The sequence below is a fragment of the Acinetobacter sp. YH12231 genome, assembly GCF_013417755.1.
GTDB lineage: Bacteria > Pseudomonadota > Gammaproteobacteria > Pseudomonadales > Moraxellaceae > Acinetobacter > Acinetobacter amyesii.
On sequence record NZ_VPDJ01000020.1, the window covers coordinates 33,165 to 49,358 of the forward strand.

The window sequence follows — 16,194 nt, forward strand, 5'->3', positions numbered from 1 at the left end:
ATAACAACGGATAATTGTTAAAAACATCTTATACTACCTGAATTGAAAGTTCAGGGTAGCGGTATGAAGACGTTGTTTTGGCGAAGCTTAGTGGTTGTCTTTGTCATTTTAGGCTTTATAGGGGCTTTATTGCCGGGAATGCCCACGACAGTCTTCTTAATATTAGCAGCATGGGCAGCTTCAAAAGGCTGGCCACAAATGGATGCTTGGTTATTGAATCATCCTAAATACGGCCCAACCCTACGCGCTTGGCGCGAAAATGGCACCGTCCCCCGCAAAGCAAAATGGTTTGCATCGATCATGATGTTTGTGAGTGGTCTGATTATGCTTTTTACTTCTGCACCGATTGCCGTCAAGATTTTCACGGACTTAACCATGTTGATCGTTGGTATTTGGTTATGGACACGACCTGAGCCAAATCAGATGCGGACTATTGAACAATCGCCGCAGACACAACCAGTAGATAAAGATAAGCAGAAAGAGCAAGAGCATGTCTGAATATACCCAAGATCAAGCCGATATCCTGATTAACTTGAAAGATCAAACTTTAACTTTGCCGAAGCTCAATAAGTTTTATCTAATTTCATCGGGTAAAAATGGCATTGGTGAACAAGAAAATAGTGGTAAGACTCCACGTGGTTGGCATCAAATTGCGGAAAAGTTTGGTGGACAACAACCTCAAAATGCAGTTTTTAAAGCACGTCAGTGGACAGGTGAGGTTTACGACGAGCAACTTGCCGCATTACATCCTGAGCGGGATTGGATTTTATCTCGAATATTGTGGCTCAGTGGTTTGGAACCCGGCTTTAATGTGGGTGAGGGCTGTGATACTTATCAGCGTTATATTTATATTCATGGCACACCAGATACTGAACCAATGGGTATACCTATGTCACATGGTTGTATTCGCATGCGAAACAGCGATGTTGTAGAACTTTATCAATTGATTCCATTAAATGCGCTGGTTTACATCACTGAACATTGAACACGTCGTTAAAAGCACAAGCCATGAAAACCGAAGTTCATGGCATCAAAACAAAGATTTGAAAAATTAAAGTGAGTTTGAAAGGCGTTTTTTTGTCAGGACTTTTGTCAGGACTAATGCTCGCAAACCAACAGAAAATCGTGTTTGAATGTATTTTGTACACTAGGTTGTTTTAGAATGCCGGATGTGTGGTGAATTAATCGTCGGTTTGCTGAATGATTAGTTATGAGTCCATCTGAAAAACTGTTTTTTATGTGAATGATGCAGAATATAAGTCATATTTTTAGTAATAAATTTACAGGTTTATAGCTAAAAAATGTTCAAAAATACTGATTTTTCCGCAATATAACTTATTTTTTAATCACTCAAACAGAAAAAGTGGAAAAGAGTTAGAAAAGCGTTTGACAGACCGTGAGGATTCTCTATAATGCACCTCATCAAACGATGAACATGTTTTGAAAAGGGCGCTTAGCTCAGTTGGTAGAGCGTCTGCCTTACAAGCAGAATGTCGGCGGTTCGATCCCGTCAGCGCCCACCAAACCTTTTCAACGTTAAGATATTTAGAGTGCAGCGGTAGTTCAGTTGGTTAGAATACCGGCCTGTCACGCCGGGGGTCGCGGGTTCGAGTCCCGTCCGCTGCGCCACTTTAAATCTTAATTCGTTTGAACCACAATAGCGACATTGTGTAAGTGCAGCGGTAGTTCAGTTGGTTAGAATACCGGCCTGTCACGCCGGGGGTCGCGGGTTCGAGTCCCGTCCGCTGCGCCATTTACATGATAGACCTTTTGAGGGCGCTTAGCTCAGTTGGTAGAGCGTCTGCCTTACAAGCAGAATGTCGGCGGTTCGATCCCGTCAGCGCCCACCATATTTTTTGTGATGCAGCGGTAGTTCAGTTGGTTAGAATACCGGCCTGTCACGCCGGGGGTCGCGGGTTCGAGTCCCGTCCGCTGCGCCATTTCAAAGAATATAATTGTTGTACCCTTTAAGGGCGCTTAGCTCAGTTGGTAGAGCGTCTGCCTTACAAGCAGAATGTCGGCGGTTCGATCCCGTCAGCGCCCACCATATCTTTATGATATTGGTTGTGTTTCGAAAGAAACTACGTGATGCAGCGGTAGTTCAGTTGGTTAGAATACCGGCCTGTCACGCCGGGGGTCGCGGGTTCGAGTCCCGTCCGCTGCGCCATTTATCTTAAAAATCTCTGTTCAAGAGAATGCCTTTAGAAAAATCTTCGATTTTTCTCTTGCGCTCAGACAAGGCTCCGCTTTGTTACTCTTCGCTCAGGGCGCTTAGCTCAGTTGGTAGAGCGTCTGCCTTACAAGCAGAATGTCGGCGGTTCGATCCCGTCAGCGCCCACCATATTCTTCTATAGAAACTTCTTTATCCAAAAGCTTGCCTAAATTTTCTGATTTACATAAAATTCGCTCTATAATAATTTTAATATTGTATGTGATCTATGAGAAATCCATATCAGCGCAAGGCAGCGTCTAAAACTCAAACTACAAATTACAATCCTCAAGAAACCTATAAACAATTTATTGAAAATATGGTCGCTCAAGGTGGCGTGATTGCGTTATATCAAGATGGTTGGGCACTTTGTGCGACACCTACAGGTCAACGTTCCTTCGCTATTTGGCAAAACCGTGGTTTGGCACGTTTATTAATTAAAGACAATTGGTCCAATTATGAAATTCAGGAAATTTCATTAAAAGACTTTATCGAAAAAGTCATTCCGTTTTTACGCAGCGAGAGCACTACGGTATCTTTAGATTTGACCCCAGAAGGGCAAAATATTTTGGTTGCGCCTGAAAAGATGCTGTTAGATATTAAAAATTATTTATATCAAGTCTATCAACAGCGCCCAGAAATCTTTGAAAACCTTAAAATTCCTTTGCCACGTAGCATTCGTTTAAATTAATGATTTATTTACAGCATAAAAAAGCCCTTGTTTACTGATCAAACAAGGGCTTTTTTTAATATTCGTTAAGTACAAAACCGCTCAAAAAAGCAAAATATTCACGTAGCCAAGAGTTGTAGCGGATGTACAGCGGTGTAGGCGCTGCAATGGTATACACCTGTGTATAGCCTAACTTTCGTGCAATTGCTTTTGCACGTGGAAGGTGAAAGTCACTACTGGCAATCGCAATGGGGGCATCAAGCGAAATCTGATGTCGTTTTAAAATCATTTTACTGTTAATCAGATTGAATTCTGTGCTGGTACTTCTGCTTTCTTCATATATGCGTGCGGCTGAAATGTCATAATGTTGAAGTAAATAGCGCTTCATGACAGAAGATTCGGTCATTTTTTCATTAAAGCCTAAACCACCCGTCATGATCATAATAGTATTGGGCTGTTGCAAGGCATACGGTGCTGCGGCATCGAGACGCGCCTTTAAGGTCGGAGAGGGTTGACCATTTTCAATACCGCTACCCAAAACGATGATGGCTTGGAAGGAAGTAAATGGCTTAGATTGGTGGCTATTGAAGTGTAAATACGCAAAAAACAGCAAAAGGCTCAATAGCCAAAGCCAAAACAACCACCATGCCGCACGCCAGAGCCTTTTGAGTTTGGGGGAATGATCTAAAATATTGTGGATTTTGGTTGTAAATAGTCCGGATATAAGAAAAATACACCCAATGACTAAGGGTAAAAGAATGCCTAAATGAATTTTATCTAATGTAAGCAACCAAATGGCATCTACACAGAGCAGCAAGCCTACACAAAGCAGTAGTATTCTTTTCATTCAAAAAATTAAAGCAGTATCCGTATTTGGCCTAAGTATAGCGAAAAAAAAACCAGACACGAGGTCTGGTTTTGAGTTGGGGCTATTGATTAGTAAACATCTTATTAGTAAACATCACGACGGTAACGCCCAGCTTGACGCAGGTCAGCCACGACATCTTCACCTAGTATATCAATCAATGCGTGGTCAACGTCCGTTGCCATACCATTGATACTACCGCAAACGTATATCACGGCACCTTGTTCTACCCATGATTTTAATAGGGCCGCTTGATCACGTAGCTCATGATGCACATAGCGTTTCTCCGTTTGATCACGAGAGAAGGTGAGGTCTATGCGTTGTACTAAGCCTGTGTTTTGCCATGCTTCAATGATGTCTTGATAGAAGAAATCATGTGCGCGTTGGCGCTCACCAAAAATCAGCCAGTTTTGCGTATAGTCTTGACGAACGCGTGCATGTAATAAGCTGAGTAAACCAGCAATACCTGTACCGTTACCAATACAAATCACAGGACGATTATCGGCGATCAAATGGAATGATTCATTGGTACGAATACGCAGTTGTAGTGTGCTATTGATCGCTGCATGTTGTGTTAACCACCCTGAGCCTAAGCCGAGCTCACCATCCACATTGGATTGCTGACGTACCACTAAGCGTAATACTTGCTGACTTGGAATACTTGCAATGGAGTATTCACGAGTTGGAAGCGGTGGAAGCTGTTCGAGCAAATGATCAAGGTTGGCAAATGGTTCAATATCTGTATTTAGGTTACGATCCCATAATGCATCTTCAATGCGTTGCTGATTCGAATCAACCACTTGCTGACTTTGAATCTGGTACTTTTGCATGAAGTTTGCAATACGTTCAGCACTATTCCCCGGCTGAATCTCTGCAATATCACCCGCTTGCCAGTTGGCTTCATGTTGCGGTTTTAACTCAATATTAAATGCAGGGGCACCTAAACTGTTCGGGTTGAGTAGATCACGTTTGGTCAATGTCCATGCATCAAAAGTTTTTTCAATTTGCATGTGCTGAAGTTCAAGTTTAGTCGCTTTGGCTAAAGCGCTATTCCATGCTTGAATGGCTTGGGTGTCGCCATTATTGACTTCAATTGTGTCAAACAGGGGCTTTGCAGCATTACTTTGCATCCAACGATGAATCGCATGACCAAAGCTACAGAAAGTATCAGGATATTCTTCAGAACCTAAAGCTAATACGGCAAACTGAACATGACTCAAATCGAGGCTTTGTGTCATCAGTTTACGTTCAAAGCTTGAAGCGAGGTCAGGTGCTTCGCCAGTGCCATAAGTACTTGCAACAAATAAAACCTGAGTGGCTTGCGTTAAGTCATCAGCAGAAAGTTGCTGAACAGCTTTCACTGTGACGGGCTGACGAGCCTCTTGTAAGCTTGTTGCTGTACGCCATGCCAATTGTTCAGACTGACCTGTTTGTGATGCATAGCAAATTAACCAAGGCTGTGCGTTTGGGTCGATGGCAACAGGTGCTAAGCTTTGACGAGCTTGCTGTGTCAGTTTTTTCTGTTTACGACGTTTGAGATAGAGCATCCATCCTGTGACAAAGAACAGCGGCATCATGAGGGATGCAATAACCACAAAGAACTGATAAATCGGTCCGAAGAAACTACCACGATGCACAGGTAACATGCTGGTCATGATTTTTTCATTTAATTTTTTATCTTCGTATAACTCGATATCGGTGAGAGCAGACGTTTTGTAGTTATAAGTCGCTTTGTTGCGAGCACGTTCATGTTGAGGGACGGCATCCACAAAGTTAATTTCTAATTCACCATTGGCTTTTTTCGGAATATTAAAAGTGACACTTGAGTATTCACGACCAATATTTTGATTAAAGCCATTCCAACTTTGGGTAAGGGCAATATTCACTTGTTCTGGTTTTAGACCACGTTTTTCTCCGCGACCTTCAGCACCATGTTTGTTTTCTTGAGAGCCGTGTTCAGAGGGACTCGACGTTGCAGGGTTACTTTCAGAACGTGCTTGGTGTTCACCACGAGTTTGTCCTGCTTCAGTGGCTTGTTTTTCAGCGCTTTGCTTTGCACCCGCCTGTTCAGCAGATTGCCTATTCGGTTTTGGACCTTCTTGTAACTGGGGCTGTGGACGTTCAACGCCCATGACTTTAAACATGCCATTACGCCACCAATCATAAGACCAGTACAGACCTGTACATGCCAAAATGAGATAAAAAACAATCACCCATGTGCCGACGACTGCATGTAAATCCCATAGGAAATTACGTCCTTTGAGCTTTGGTTTAACTGCAAGCCATTGTTTTACAGAATGTCTTTTTGGCCAACGTAGATACAAACCACTCAATACAAAATAAATCAGCATTAGTGTACATGCGCCGGTAATTTGTTTACCAACAGGGCCAACAGTTAAATTACGGTGTAGCTGCTGTACAAACTGGAAGAACTTTTGACCTTTGATTTCAGGTAAAACTTCGGCTGTATAGGGGTTAACCATCATGTTATAGCCACGACGAGCACCTTCTTTGACAATATTCACGGTACTTGAGGCGGTAGCATCTGAGGCAATAGAGATGCTGTTAATTTTCATGTCAGGATCAGACTGACTAAAGTGCTGATAAAGCTCAGCAGGGGTTAGTTTAGGCTGCTGTTGAGCCTGAACCACATAACTGTCCTGATTGATTGCTTTAAGTATTTGCTGTTCATAGGAATAAATGGCACCTGTAACCCCCATGAGCGAGAGTATTAAGCCGGCACTAATCCCCAAGAACCAGTGAATCTGGAAAAGGGTTTTCTTAAACATGATGAATTTAATATTGATAAAAGGTTGCTGAATTGCGACAAATTATAAACGATGATTTAGTAGAGAATGTGGAAAAAGTAAGTAATATTCATTCTCATTATTGTAATTATCAATAATTATTCAAAAATTAAACACATAAAAAAACCTCCAAAGAGAGGAGGCTTTTTATAAACAAATGTCTGTTAGGCTTAAATTGGTTTAGCAGGGCCTACAGTTTCATTTAAATGTTTACGAATGGTCGAAAATGGAAACTTCTTGCTATCCATACGTTTAGGCAAGATGTATGCGCCGTCTTGACCCTTTACTTTAAAGTTCAAAAGGATGAAGTCTTTGGTGTCATACCATTCATGAATGTCTTTCCAACCGACAGTCATCGTCCCCATGTTTGCGCCCATACGTTGCTGCATAGAGATCCCATGCGGCTGAACACCCATACGGATGCCTTTAATTTCTTGAACAGGGACTTCGTTCAGTTTGCGTTTCGCATACCATTCGATACCGAATTTACGCACAAGGAAGTAAATCACGACACAGACAATAGCTACCCAGCAAAATACTGTTGAATAGTTCTTAATAAAGATGAGGCCCAAGAGTGCCAGTGCAAGAATTGCACCCATAATTAGCCATGCTTTTTTGCCAATTTTGAAGTTACTGCGAGACAGAACAAGTTGAGCATAACGTTGTTCTTCTTCAGAAATTTCATAAGCCACTGGCTCTAGCGTGTAGGCGTATAAATTTTTTGCGGTCATAGTGAAAGTAACAGATTTAAAACTGTAAAAAGTTTAGCATTATTTATACCAATTCAGTGAGTATATTGTTCCAAAATCATCCAAATTATAGTGAAGCCAGTTCCGTCGATGCTTGATCATGCTCATGACTGAGATTTTGTTTCAATTGACTAAATTGGTTCAACACGTTAAACATTAAGGATAGCTGTTGTAGCACAATCAAGGATTTTTGATCTTCCTCACTGTTTTGTGACAAACGCTGACGGATTTCTTGCAACATATTTTGCGCAGATAAGTCTGGAACTTCGTCACGCAGCAATGCACCTTGAATGTCATCCGTGGCTTTATCCAATAAGGTTAAGACTTGTTGATCTTGAATTTTTTCACGGTGTGCACCCAAGGCTGCGATATAACTAATAAAGGTATGATTGAGGCACAAAAACTCAAAGGCTAAAGCTTTTTGAGTCGGATCGGTATCGGGTTCGGTGGCTAAAGTGGAAATCAGTGAAGCCACTTCTGCATCGGTATTATGGGCTGCACGACGGACCACACGATAATTCAACCCGTTATTACGACCAGATTTGTATTGTTCAACCACTTCGGCCAAATAATCACACTGCGCTTGAATCGAACGGCTGATGGTTCGAGGCAGGCGACGGAATTTCCAATCTGGGAAAATGAAACTCACACCAAACCATGCCAAGGCACAACCAATGAGCGTGTCAATCATACGCGGCATAGCTGCGGCAAAACCCATGCCATCTAAGTTAAAGTTGATCAGCGCCAAAATGGTAATAAACGCAGTGGCTTGTGCATATTGCTTACTGCGTAATTCAAAAAACAGCACGCCACTTAAAATGAGCAGTAATAACTGACCTTCGACAGAAGGGACAAAATATAAAATTGCATAACCTAAAATAATCCCGACCAATGTGCCAATGATACGTAAATAGAGGCGGCGCTTGGTGGCGTTAAAGTTCGGCTGGCTGACAAACAGGGCAGTCAATAAAATCCAATAGCCATAACTGATATTGGTCACTTGGACAAAAATATAACCAATAAATAACACGGTCGATAAACGCACAGCATGACGGAACAGCACCGACTCAGGGCTCAAATGTTGTTTGAATCGAATGACGATGTCGTCCCAACCTTTTAAATCATCATCTTTTAAACGATTTTCAATCAGGGCTTGTCGGTCAATATAACGCTCGGTTTCGACGTTACGTAATTGCGCATCTATGCCTTTTAGGTTTTGGTATAAAGCAAATAAAGAGTTGATCCAAACTTCATCATATTTTTGCTCTTCACGCAGCTTTTCGAGTGACAGTTTTAGATTGTGGAAAGCATGTTTAAAGCGTTGATTATGATGATATGGCTTTCGCTGTAAGATACTGATACTCAAATCTTTACAGGCTTTTCCTTGAATTGAAAGCACACGTTGAAAGCGAAATAAAATATCACTATGTTCAAAAATACGGGTCAATTTTTGATAATCAATATGCGCGGAATCGGCACGTTCATGAATGTCTTGCGCGACAAAATAATATTGCAGGCTACGACGCGTATCTTTTTGTCCACGGTCGCCTTTTAAACGCGTTAATAAGGCTGTTTTCATATCGTTGAAAATGCCAATTAATTTGCCATTTTCTAGCGATAGCTCAATCAAACTTTGCTGATAACTTTCCGGTGTCATATCGACATCAAACAAGTTAGATTTTGCAAATAAGAAGTCACCTAGAGACGAATAGCTTTGCGCCAATTTGTCCTGAACTTGACGCACTGGAAACAGCAGAAAGCTCAAAGTCGAAAGCAGTCCATACCACATCGCACCGATGACCAATAAACCTGCTTGTGTATACCAATTTTCAAAAAGTTCGACCCCAAGCATGGAATACACGGAGATCACCAAACAACCATAAGAAATGGTGGCATAGCGACGACCCAATGAACCCAAAAGAATCCAACCGATACAAGAAACGATCAGGCCTAATGCAAATAAAATCGGATGCGGGAACAACAGATAAATGGATACCGCAGTAATAAAGAACCCAATATAAGTATAAATTTGATTGAGCACACGGACTGAAAAGCGGTCATCGATATCACTTAGACCTGCGGCAACCACACCCAAGGTGAGGGGAATGGTCATCAATTGCTGATCTAAAAAATATGGGACAAAGGCTGTTCCTGCGAAGGCAATGACCATGCGCAAGTTATACATAAAGGTCGTGTTATAGGTTGCTTGTTTCAGTCGTGCGAGCCAGGCGTTCAAAATTATTCCTTTGCTAAAGCGATGGGGCAGTAAGCAATGTGTATCGTGTGAATTTTCACATTGAAGCCAAGAAATAATACTATGTGCAGTGTAAACTTGTCTGCAAAACTTGCTTGCGATAAATGAATTATTCTTATGAAAAGCGCCGAATCACAAAAGGAATTTTCTCAACGCTGGATCGTCTTATTGGCGTTGCTGACTGCTTTGGGGCCACTTTCAATCGACATGTATTTGCCGGCTTTACCTCAAATGGCCGACGATTTTGGTGTGACAACGCAACAAGTGGCCAATAGTCTTCCAGCGTATTTCTTGGGTTTGGCGATTGGCCAGTTAATTTATGGGCCGGTCAGCGACCGCATTGGGCGTAAAACACCGCTATATTTCGGTTTGGTTTTATATATTTGTGCCAGTTTTCTGTGTGTCTTTGCCAACAGTGAATGGAGCTTGATCGCGGCTCGCGTTTTGCAAGCCTTGGGTGGCTGTGTTGGTGTGGTGATTGCCCGTGCAGCAATTCGTGATCGCTTAAGTATGCAAGCTTCTGCTCAAGCATTTGCCAGTATGATGATCGTGACAACAATTGCACCGATCATTGCACCTACTTTAGGCGCGTGGGTGTTACAGGTGTTTGAATGGCAATACATATTTGCGGTATTGGTGCTTGTCGGTATTTTTTGTCTTTTCTGCGTACATTTTTTCTTTCAAGAAACCCTACCTGTCGAGCGGCGCTTAAAATTAAGTCTGAAACAAGTCTTAGGCTTATATAGTGTGATTTTACAGGACGAAACTTTCCGTAAACCGATGCTCACAGGCTGTTTCTCTGGCGCGATTTTATTTTGTTATATCAGTGGCTCATCTGCCATTTTGATGGATGGTTATGGTCTGAGCCAACAGCAATTTGCTTACGTATTTGGTGCGAATGCTTTAGGGATTATGGTGTTTTCGACCCTCAATAAGAAACTTGCAAATCGACTGGATGTTCGCCATCGATTGCACTTGGGTAATGCACTTCAATTGTGTGGTGTGCTGATCTTATTGGCGGCAGGATTATTTAATCTTTCATCTATCGTTGTTGTAATGTTGGGCATGTTCTTATGTGTTGCATCAATCGGCTTCACTGGTCCAAATGCAATGGCTTTGGCGATGTCTGAACAAGGCTCACGAGCTGGCACAGCCAGTGCAATCATGGGAAGTATGCAATTTGCGTGTGGTCTATTGGCCGGAGTGTTTTTGAACTTTTTAGTATGGTCAGCGCTGATCAATATGGCCCTGATTATGCTGCTATTTGTGGTTGTTGCAATGTTCACCATGCGTAGTTTAAAAGCTTCAGCCATGGGGTGAACTAAATGCAGGTGATGACGTTTAGCAGGTCTGACTTAAACGTCGGTCATCAACGTACGTGTATTATTGATCAAATATCCGCGTCACTCATTATAAATGTTCATCATCCATAACGATGAATGAGGGCGCTATTTTCCCATTATGAATTCTATTGCTGTTTACTCGAAACTTATATCTAAACAATCATCCACTTGGAAATAATTAGTGATACGGTGGATCGCTGTTGTCCCACTCGAATGAAATAGAGCAACTGATAAATAAGTATTATTTGCATTAAACACAGTGCTTTATGTAGATCACTATATATCGAATGCCTCTATTGGCAATATGTCGGATTTTATCATTTTTATAACATACCTATAAAGTATGGATTTTTACCTTTAAGGTATGAATAATGAGCTTTTTTGCCATCTGAATCGGCTAAGTCTGAATTTTAACTAAATATTTCAGTCTATTTTCAGTAATGGATTCAGGTTTCTTGCTTTTTGCTTTCAAGTATTTCGTTATTGGGGGCTACAAGTTAAGGTTCTAATGCGACTAAAGCACGGATAGGCAGCATGAAATTTGTCCGCTCAAATAGCTGAATAACAAAGCACCCGGATTTAGGGTATACAACAATGACAGGACAATAGAGAGCTTAGGATGAAAACTCAAACTGTATTCCACCCAATGAAAACCCTTGTTGTTGCAATGAGTTTGGCAACGGTCTCAATGGCTCATGCAGGCAGCAATACTTCTGAAATTGAACAATTACGTGCTGAAGTCGCAGAACTAAAAAGTTTGATTAAAGCGCAGCAGCAAGTTCAACAACAGCAACAAACAGAGATTCAGCAAGTTAAAGCGCGTCCTGTTGCACCACCACCGCCACCAGCTTCTCCAGCTGCAAGCTTGAAATCTAAAACTGGTGCAGATGTAAGTCTTTATGGTTTTGTTCGTGGTGATGCAAACTACATCATTGAAGGTGCTGATGATGACTTCAACAAAATTGCGTCTACAGATGGAAATACAAAAGATAAATTACGTGCGACAGCAAAAACCACACGTTTTGGTTTAGATTTTACAGCACCGGTCGGTGGTGATGATAAAGTGGGCGGTAAAATCGAGGTCGATTTCAATGGAAGTGGCGAAACTATTCGTCTACGTCATGGTTATTTAACCTTTAACAACTGGTTATTTGGTCAAACGACATCAAACTTCTTGTCTAGTCATGCGCCAGAAATGATTGACTTTAATACAAACGTCGGTGGTGGTACTACACGTACTCCTCAAGTTCGTTACAACTACAAGTTAGCTCCAGATACTCAATTATTCGTTTCTGCAGAAGAAGGGGATAGTAAAGGGACTGTTGCTACAGATCCGACTTACCGCATTCCAAATTTAACTGCAAAATTGACTCAAGGTTTTGCGGCAGGTAAAGGTAACGCGTCAGCTCGTGCATTGGTTGAAAACTACAAATCTAAGGCAGCAGATGACACAGAAACAGCTTGGGGTGTAGCAGCGGGTGCATCTTATGCAGTCACTGATCAATTGAAATTGAATGGTGATGTTTCTTATACAGAAGGTAATAGTAACTATTTATATGGTTCTAACTCGGCTTACTCTGTAGTCGATGGCAACATCGAGCAAAATAAATTCACTGCTGTACAAGTGGGTGCAACCTATAAGTTTAATGAAAAACTACGTTCAACTTTAGCTTATGGCGCGCTATTTGCGGATGATGGCAGCGCGTATGCGAAAGATGCATCTAACTCAAATGCGAATGAAGAAGCACAGCAAGCTTGGATTAACTTTATTTATGCACCTGTAAAACCAGTTGAACTTGGCTTGGAATATGTAAACGGTAAACGCAAAAACTTTGCGGGTGAATCTTATAACGATGACCGCGTTGGTTTAATGGCTAAATATAGCTTCTAAGCTCAACGACCGATTCTAATCGCACAAAAAAAGCCTGACTCAGTTCAGGCTTTTTTTGTTTAAACAGGGAGTGTAACAAAGCAGATGAACAAATATGTCTGAGCAATTAAAGTCACCGAATAGCCTAGTCATGATGTCGTTGAACCACGTACAGTATATGGATTACGCTTAAATCTTTAATATTTTATATAGATTAAAAATGCGAATGTATTTAAATAAAAACAATTAGATATAACTTTAAATTATAGGAAAATTAACTTTTTGTAATAAAAAATACTGAAATTTTATTGTTCAGGCTGCATAATGTGCGACTTTTCAGAAATAGTGCGAAACAGTACAGACATACACAATGTTCTGTCATTGAATTTGCTTCATTTGAGGCTGTTTCTCAATTTAAAACTTTTAGCGATTTGTTAGTCATTTTGAGTTAATTTTTAAAGCTCAGACTTACTTATTTGAATCAGATGATGAATATTTTTCAAACTCTTTAGCTTGAGTCGTTGAATTGCATTATTGATTTGAAATTACAAAATGTAGTTGTATTTCAGACCATAAAGGCAGCTAATGCTGATAGAAGAGCTTTAAAAATATTCAAATAATTTTGGACAAATTATATGGAATTTAGTTTTAACGCGTTTTATACCTTAATCGCAGCGGTAATTGTGCTTTTGTTGGGACGATTTCTTGTTAATCGTATTGGATTTTTAGGTCGATACAACATTCCAGAGCCTGTTGCCGGTGGTTTAGTTGCCGCAATTATTTCTTTGGTGGTGCACAGTCTTTGGGGCTATAGCATTACAACGAGTAGTGAATTACAAACGAGTTTCATGCTGATTTTCTTCGCTTCTATTGGCTTAAGTGCAAACTTTGCCAAATTAAAAGAGGGAGGAATCGGCTTGGTCATCTTTATAGTCGCTGTTGCTTCATTCATCATGGTGCAGAACCTCGTAGGTATCAGTCTTGCGACGGTGCTAGGTATTGACCCTCTGATTGGCTTGATTGCAGGTTCTATTACCCTTACTGGTGGTCATGGTACTGCAGGCGCATGGGGTGAAATTTTAGAAGTTCAACATGGCATTCAAGGTGCATTAGCCTTAGGTATGGCAAGTGCGACATTTGGTTTGATTATTGGCGGCATTATCGGTGGTCCACTGGCTAAGCTATTAATTAACCGCTATCAACTTGCAACGCCACGTACTCATGAACAAATTGAAAAAAGTGATAACACTCCTTTAGCAGATATTAATTCAACAGAATATGTGCCGTTTGAATATCCGCATCGAGTTCGTCTCATTACAGCAGATAATGCGATTACCACATTAGGTTTATTTGCAGGGTGTTTAGCATTTGCGGACTTCATGACCGATTTTAGTAAAGGTACTGTATTTGAATTACCGACATTTGTTTGGGCACTGGCTGGTGGTGTAATTTTGCGAAATGTACTGGAGGGTATTTTCCGTGTACAAATTTTCGACCGCGCTATCGATGTATTTGGTAATGCATCTCTATCTTTGTATTTGGCGATGGCATTGTTGTCATTAAAGTTATGGCAATTATCCGATCTCGCTGGCCCACTTGTAGTCATTTTGGGTGCACAAACGCTGACGATGGCTTTGTATGCTGCTTTTGTGACTTTCCGTGTCATGGGTAAAAACTATGATGCTGCTGTTTTATCAGCAGGTCACTGTGGTTTTGGTATGGGTGCAACGCCGACGGCTGTGGCAAATATGCAAGCGATTACAAATATGTATGGCCCTTCACATAAGGCATTTTTAATTGTACCGCTATGTGGTGCATTCTTTGTTGACTTAATTAATGCGACGGTTATTCAGTTAATTCTCAAATTTTTCGCTTAATTCTACAAAGGCTCTAAATTAGAGCCTTTGTTTTTGTATTCGCATTTTAGGTATTGATTATGGATGAACAATTAAATGCAACTCTCATGGGCTGGGTCAAAGTTTTTAATGATCCACTTTGGGATTTCTTAGTCGTATTTTTAGTGGCTGTTGGTATTTTCTATACCTTAATCACTGGCGCAGTTCAGATTCGTCTATTTTTTCATAGTATTCAAGTGATGAAATCTAGCCGTAAAGAAGGCGATGATGAACATGGGATTACACCATTCCAAGCCTTTGTGACAGGGTTAGCCAGTCGTGTCGGTGTAGGTAACGTTGCAGGTGTTGCAATTGCGATTGCGATTGGTGGGCCTGGTGCGGTGTTCTGGATGTGGTTTACCGCATTTTTAGGGATGAGTTCAGCATTTGTGGAATCTTCACTTGCACAGCTTTTTAAAGTGCGTGATACGCAAAATCAGCAATTTCGTGGTGGTCCAGCGTACTACATCACGCAAGGCTTGAAGCAAAAGTGGTTGGGTGTGGTTTTTGCCATCGCGCTGATTTCAACTTACGGTTTTGTCTTTAATGCGGTGCAAGCCAATGCGATTACAGGTGCGACCTCACATGCGTGGGGCTGGGATAAAGCCAATATCATTTTAGACTTAGGTGGTTTCGGTTTCGAAATCTCTTGGGTGGGCTTATTCTTGGTGTTTATTACCGCGCTGATTATTTTTGGCGGGATTAAACGAATCGCCAAAGTTGCAGAAAGATTTGTACCCTTTATGGCGTTGCTTTATCTCGCAGTTGCTTTCTATGTTGCATTTGCTAACTTTGCGATTCTCCCAGATATTTTCCAGTTAATTTTCAGTAAAGCCTTTGAATTTGATGCTGCGGCAGGTGGTTTTTTCGGTGCTATGGTTTCTATGGCAATGATGCAGGGGATTAAACGTGGTTTATTCTCGAATGAAGCGGGTATGGGCTCTGCACCCAATGCCGCAGCAGCATCAGATGTTAAACACCCAGTCAATCAAGGCCTGGTTCAGATGCTCGGTGTATTTGTCGATACATTTGTGGTGTGTACTTGTACGGCGATCATTATTTTGGCATCCGGCTTGTATGATAATGCAGGCTTTGAAGGCGTTGCTTTGACACAAATGGCGCTTGAAAGCCAGATTGGCGCATGGGGAGATGACTTCCTTGCCATTATCTTGTTCTTATTCGCTTATTCTTCAGTAATCGGTAATTATGCTTATGCTGAAGGTAATGTACAGTTTATCAATAACAATCCTAAGGTCATGTTTGTATTCCGTGTATTCGTCCTGATGATGGTGTACTTTGGTTCAATCATGAGTGTGCCCCTGATTTGGAACTTAGCAGACCTCTTCATGGGCGTGATGGCGAGTATTAACCTTTTTGCGATTTTATTGCTGACTCCATTCTTATTGATGTTGATGAAAGACTACACCTCACAGTTAAAACGTGGTGTAAAAGAGCCTGTGTTTAAAATGGATGAACATCCAAAATATAAGGATCGCGTTAATTCCGATATTTGGTAAAGTCAAAAATTAACT

11 protein-coding genes and 8 tRNA genes are annotated in these 16,194 nt (G+C 41.2%); 15 read left to right on the top strand and 4 right to left on the bottom strand.

The features are described 5' to 3' along the window. The first annotated feature begins 63 nt into the window (after positions 1 to 63). The 11 genes from FTV11_RS12800 (at position 64) to FTV11_RS12850 (ending at position 2,900) form a co-directional block, all read left to right on the top strand. A complete protein-coding gene (locus FTV11_RS12800) occupies positions 64 to 498 on the top strand; it encodes a YbaN family protein (protein ID WP_180025833.1) in 435 nt (144 codons plus the stop codon). Continuing rightward, positions 491 to 985 (top strand): cell wall-recycling L,D-carboxypeptidase ElsL, encoded by a 495-nt coding sequence (gene elsL / locus FTV11_RS12805; RefSeq protein ID WP_180007533.1) that lies wholly within the window; start codon positions 491 to 493, stop codon positions 983 to 985. Before FTV11_RS12800 ends, elsL begins: the two co-directional genes overlap by 8 nt. Before the next feature lie 462 nt (positions 986 to 1,447). Beyond that, a tRNA-Val gene (locus tag FTV11_RS12810) sits at positions 1,448 to 1,523 on the top strand. A gap of 29 nt (positions 1,524 to 1,552) precedes the next feature. Beyond that, a tRNA-Asp gene (locus FTV11_RS12815) sits at positions 1,553 to 1,629 on the top strand. 47 nt (positions 1,630 to 1,676) lie between these two features. Then, positions 1,677 to 1,753: transfer RNA gene (locus FTV11_RS12820), tRNA-Asp, on the top strand. Between the two features lie 21 nt (positions 1,754 to 1,774). Next, positions 1,775 to 1,850, top strand: a tRNA-Val gene (locus FTV11_RS12825). Positions 1,851 to 1,863: 13 nt separating this feature from the next. Further along, a tRNA-Asp gene (locus FTV11_RS12830) sits at positions 1,864 to 1,940 on the top strand. 31 nt (positions 1,941 to 1,971) lie between these two features. Continuing rightward, a tRNA-Val gene (locus FTV11_RS12835) sits at positions 1,972 to 2,047 on the top strand. Between the two features lie 43 nt (positions 2,048 to 2,090). Continuing rightward, positions 2,091 to 2,167 (top strand) — tRNA-Asp (locus FTV11_RS12840). Positions 2,168 to 2,265: 98 nt separating this feature from the next. After that, positions 2,266 to 2,341: transfer RNA gene (locus FTV11_RS12845), tRNA-Val, on the top strand. 97 nt (positions 2,342 to 2,438) lie between these two features. After that, the gene (locus FTV11_RS12850; protein WP_078191441.1) at positions 2,439 to 2,900 is read left to right on the top strand and encodes a DUF2750 domain-containing protein; all 462 of its coding nucleotides are present in this window, start codon (positions 2,439 to 2,441) and stop codon (positions 2,898 to 2,900) included. A 55-nt stretch (positions 2,901 to 2,955) separates the two neighbouring features. Here FTV11_RS12850 and FTV11_RS12855 read toward each other — a convergent pair whose 3' ends face one another. The 4 genes from FTV11_RS12855 to yccS form a co-directional block, all read right to left on the bottom strand. After that, positions 2,956 to 3,726 (bottom strand): YdcF family protein, encoded by a 771-nt coding sequence (locus FTV11_RS12855; protein WP_180025832.1) that lies wholly within the window; start codon positions 3,724 to 3,726, stop codon positions 2,956 to 2,958. A gap of 104 nt (positions 3,727 to 3,830) precedes the next feature. Beyond that, positions 3,831 to 6,533 (bottom strand): sulfite reductase flavoprotein subunit alpha, encoded by a 2,703-nt coding sequence (locus FTV11_RS12860; protein WP_180074111.1) that lies wholly within the window; start codon positions 6,531 to 6,533, stop codon positions 3,831 to 3,833. A 188-nt stretch (positions 6,534 to 6,721) separates the two neighbouring features. Beyond that, a complete protein-coding gene (locus FTV11_RS12865; protein ID WP_180004995.1) occupies positions 6,722 to 7,282 on the bottom strand; it encodes a YcxB family protein in 561 nt (186 codons plus the stop codon). Between the two features lie 85 nt (positions 7,283 to 7,367). Beyond that, positions 7,368 to 9,536, bottom strand: coding sequence for a YccS family putative transporter (gene yccS / locus FTV11_RS12870; RefSeq protein WP_180074112.1), 2,169 nt, complete (start codon positions 9,534 to 9,536; stop codon positions 7,368 to 7,370). A gap of 135 nt (positions 9,537 to 9,671) precedes the next feature. On the opposite strand from yccS, the gene FTV11_RS12875 reads away from it, so the two are divergent. The 4 genes from FTV11_RS12875 (at position 9,672) to FTV11_RS12890 (ending at position 16,179) form a co-directional block, all read left to right on the top strand. Beyond that, positions 9,672 to 10,874: a multidrug effflux MFS transporter gene (locus FTV11_RS12875; RefSeq protein ID WP_180074113.1), complete on the top strand. Its 1,203-nt coding sequence runs from the start codon at positions 9,672 to 9,674 to the stop codon at positions 10,872 to 10,874. A gap of 642 nt (positions 10,875 to 11,516) precedes the next feature. After that, positions 11,517 to 12,788, top strand: a complete 1,272-nt coding sequence (locus FTV11_RS12880) for a DcaP family trimeric outer membrane transporter (RefSeq protein ID WP_180064924.1) — start codon at positions 11,517 to 11,519, stop codon at positions 12,786 to 12,788. A gap of 614 nt (positions 12,789 to 13,402) precedes the next feature. Then, on the top strand, positions 13,403 to 14,644 hold the full coding sequence (gene gltS, locus FTV11_RS12885) for a sodium/glutamate symporter (RefSeq protein WP_168379287.1): 1,242 nt from the start codon (positions 13,403 to 13,405) through the stop codon (positions 14,642 to 14,644). 59 nt (positions 14,645 to 14,703) lie between these two features. After that, positions 14,704 to 16,179, top strand: a complete 1,476-nt coding sequence (locus tag FTV11_RS12890) for a sodium:alanine symporter family protein (protein ID WP_180074114.1) — start codon at positions 14,704 to 14,706, stop codon at positions 16,177 to 16,179. The last annotated feature ends 15 nt before the right edge of the window (positions 16,180 to 16,194 follow it).

What these genes read in the sequence shown, in the direction of transcription:
- FTV11_RS12800 (WP_180025833.1), top strand. Translation starts at nt 64, where the DNA reads ATGAAGACGTTGTTTTGGCGAAGCTTAGTGGTTGTCTTTGTCATTTTA.
- elsL (WP_180007533.1), top strand. Translation starts at nt 491, where the DNA reads ATGTCTGAATATACCCAAGATCAAGCCGATATCCTGATTAACTTGAAA.
- FTV11_RS12850 (WP_078191441.1), top strand. Translation starts at nt 2,439, where the DNA reads ATGAGAAATCCATATCAGCGCAAGGCAGCGTCTAAAACTCAAACTACA.
- FTV11_RS12855 (WP_180025832.1), bottom strand. Translation starts at nt 3,726, where the DNA reads ATGAAAAGAATACTACTGCTTTGTGTAGGCTTGCTGCTCTGTGTAGAT.
- FTV11_RS12860 (WP_180074111.1), bottom strand. Translation starts at nt 6,533, where the DNA reads ATGTTTAAGAAAACCCTTTTCCAGATTCACTGGTTCTTGGGGATTAGT.
- FTV11_RS12865 (WP_180004995.1), bottom strand. Translation starts at nt 7,282, where the DNA reads ATGACCGCAAAAAATTTATACGCCTACACGCTAGAGCCAGTGGCTTAT.
- FTV11_RS12875 (WP_180074113.1), top strand. Translation starts at nt 9,672, where the DNA reads ATGAAAAGCGCCGAATCACAAAAGGAATTTTCTCAACGCTGGATCGTC.
- FTV11_RS12880 (WP_180064924.1), top strand. Translation starts at nt 11,517, where the DNA reads ATGAAAACTCAAACTGTATTCCACCCAATGAAAACCCTTGTTGTTGCA.
- gltS (WP_168379287.1), top strand. Translation starts at nt 13,403, where the DNA reads ATGGAATTTAGTTTTAACGCGTTTTATACCTTAATCGCAGCGGTAATT.
- FTV11_RS12890 (WP_180074114.1), top strand. Translation starts at nt 14,704, where the DNA reads ATGGATGAACAATTAAATGCAACTCTCATGGGCTGGGTCAAAGTTTTT.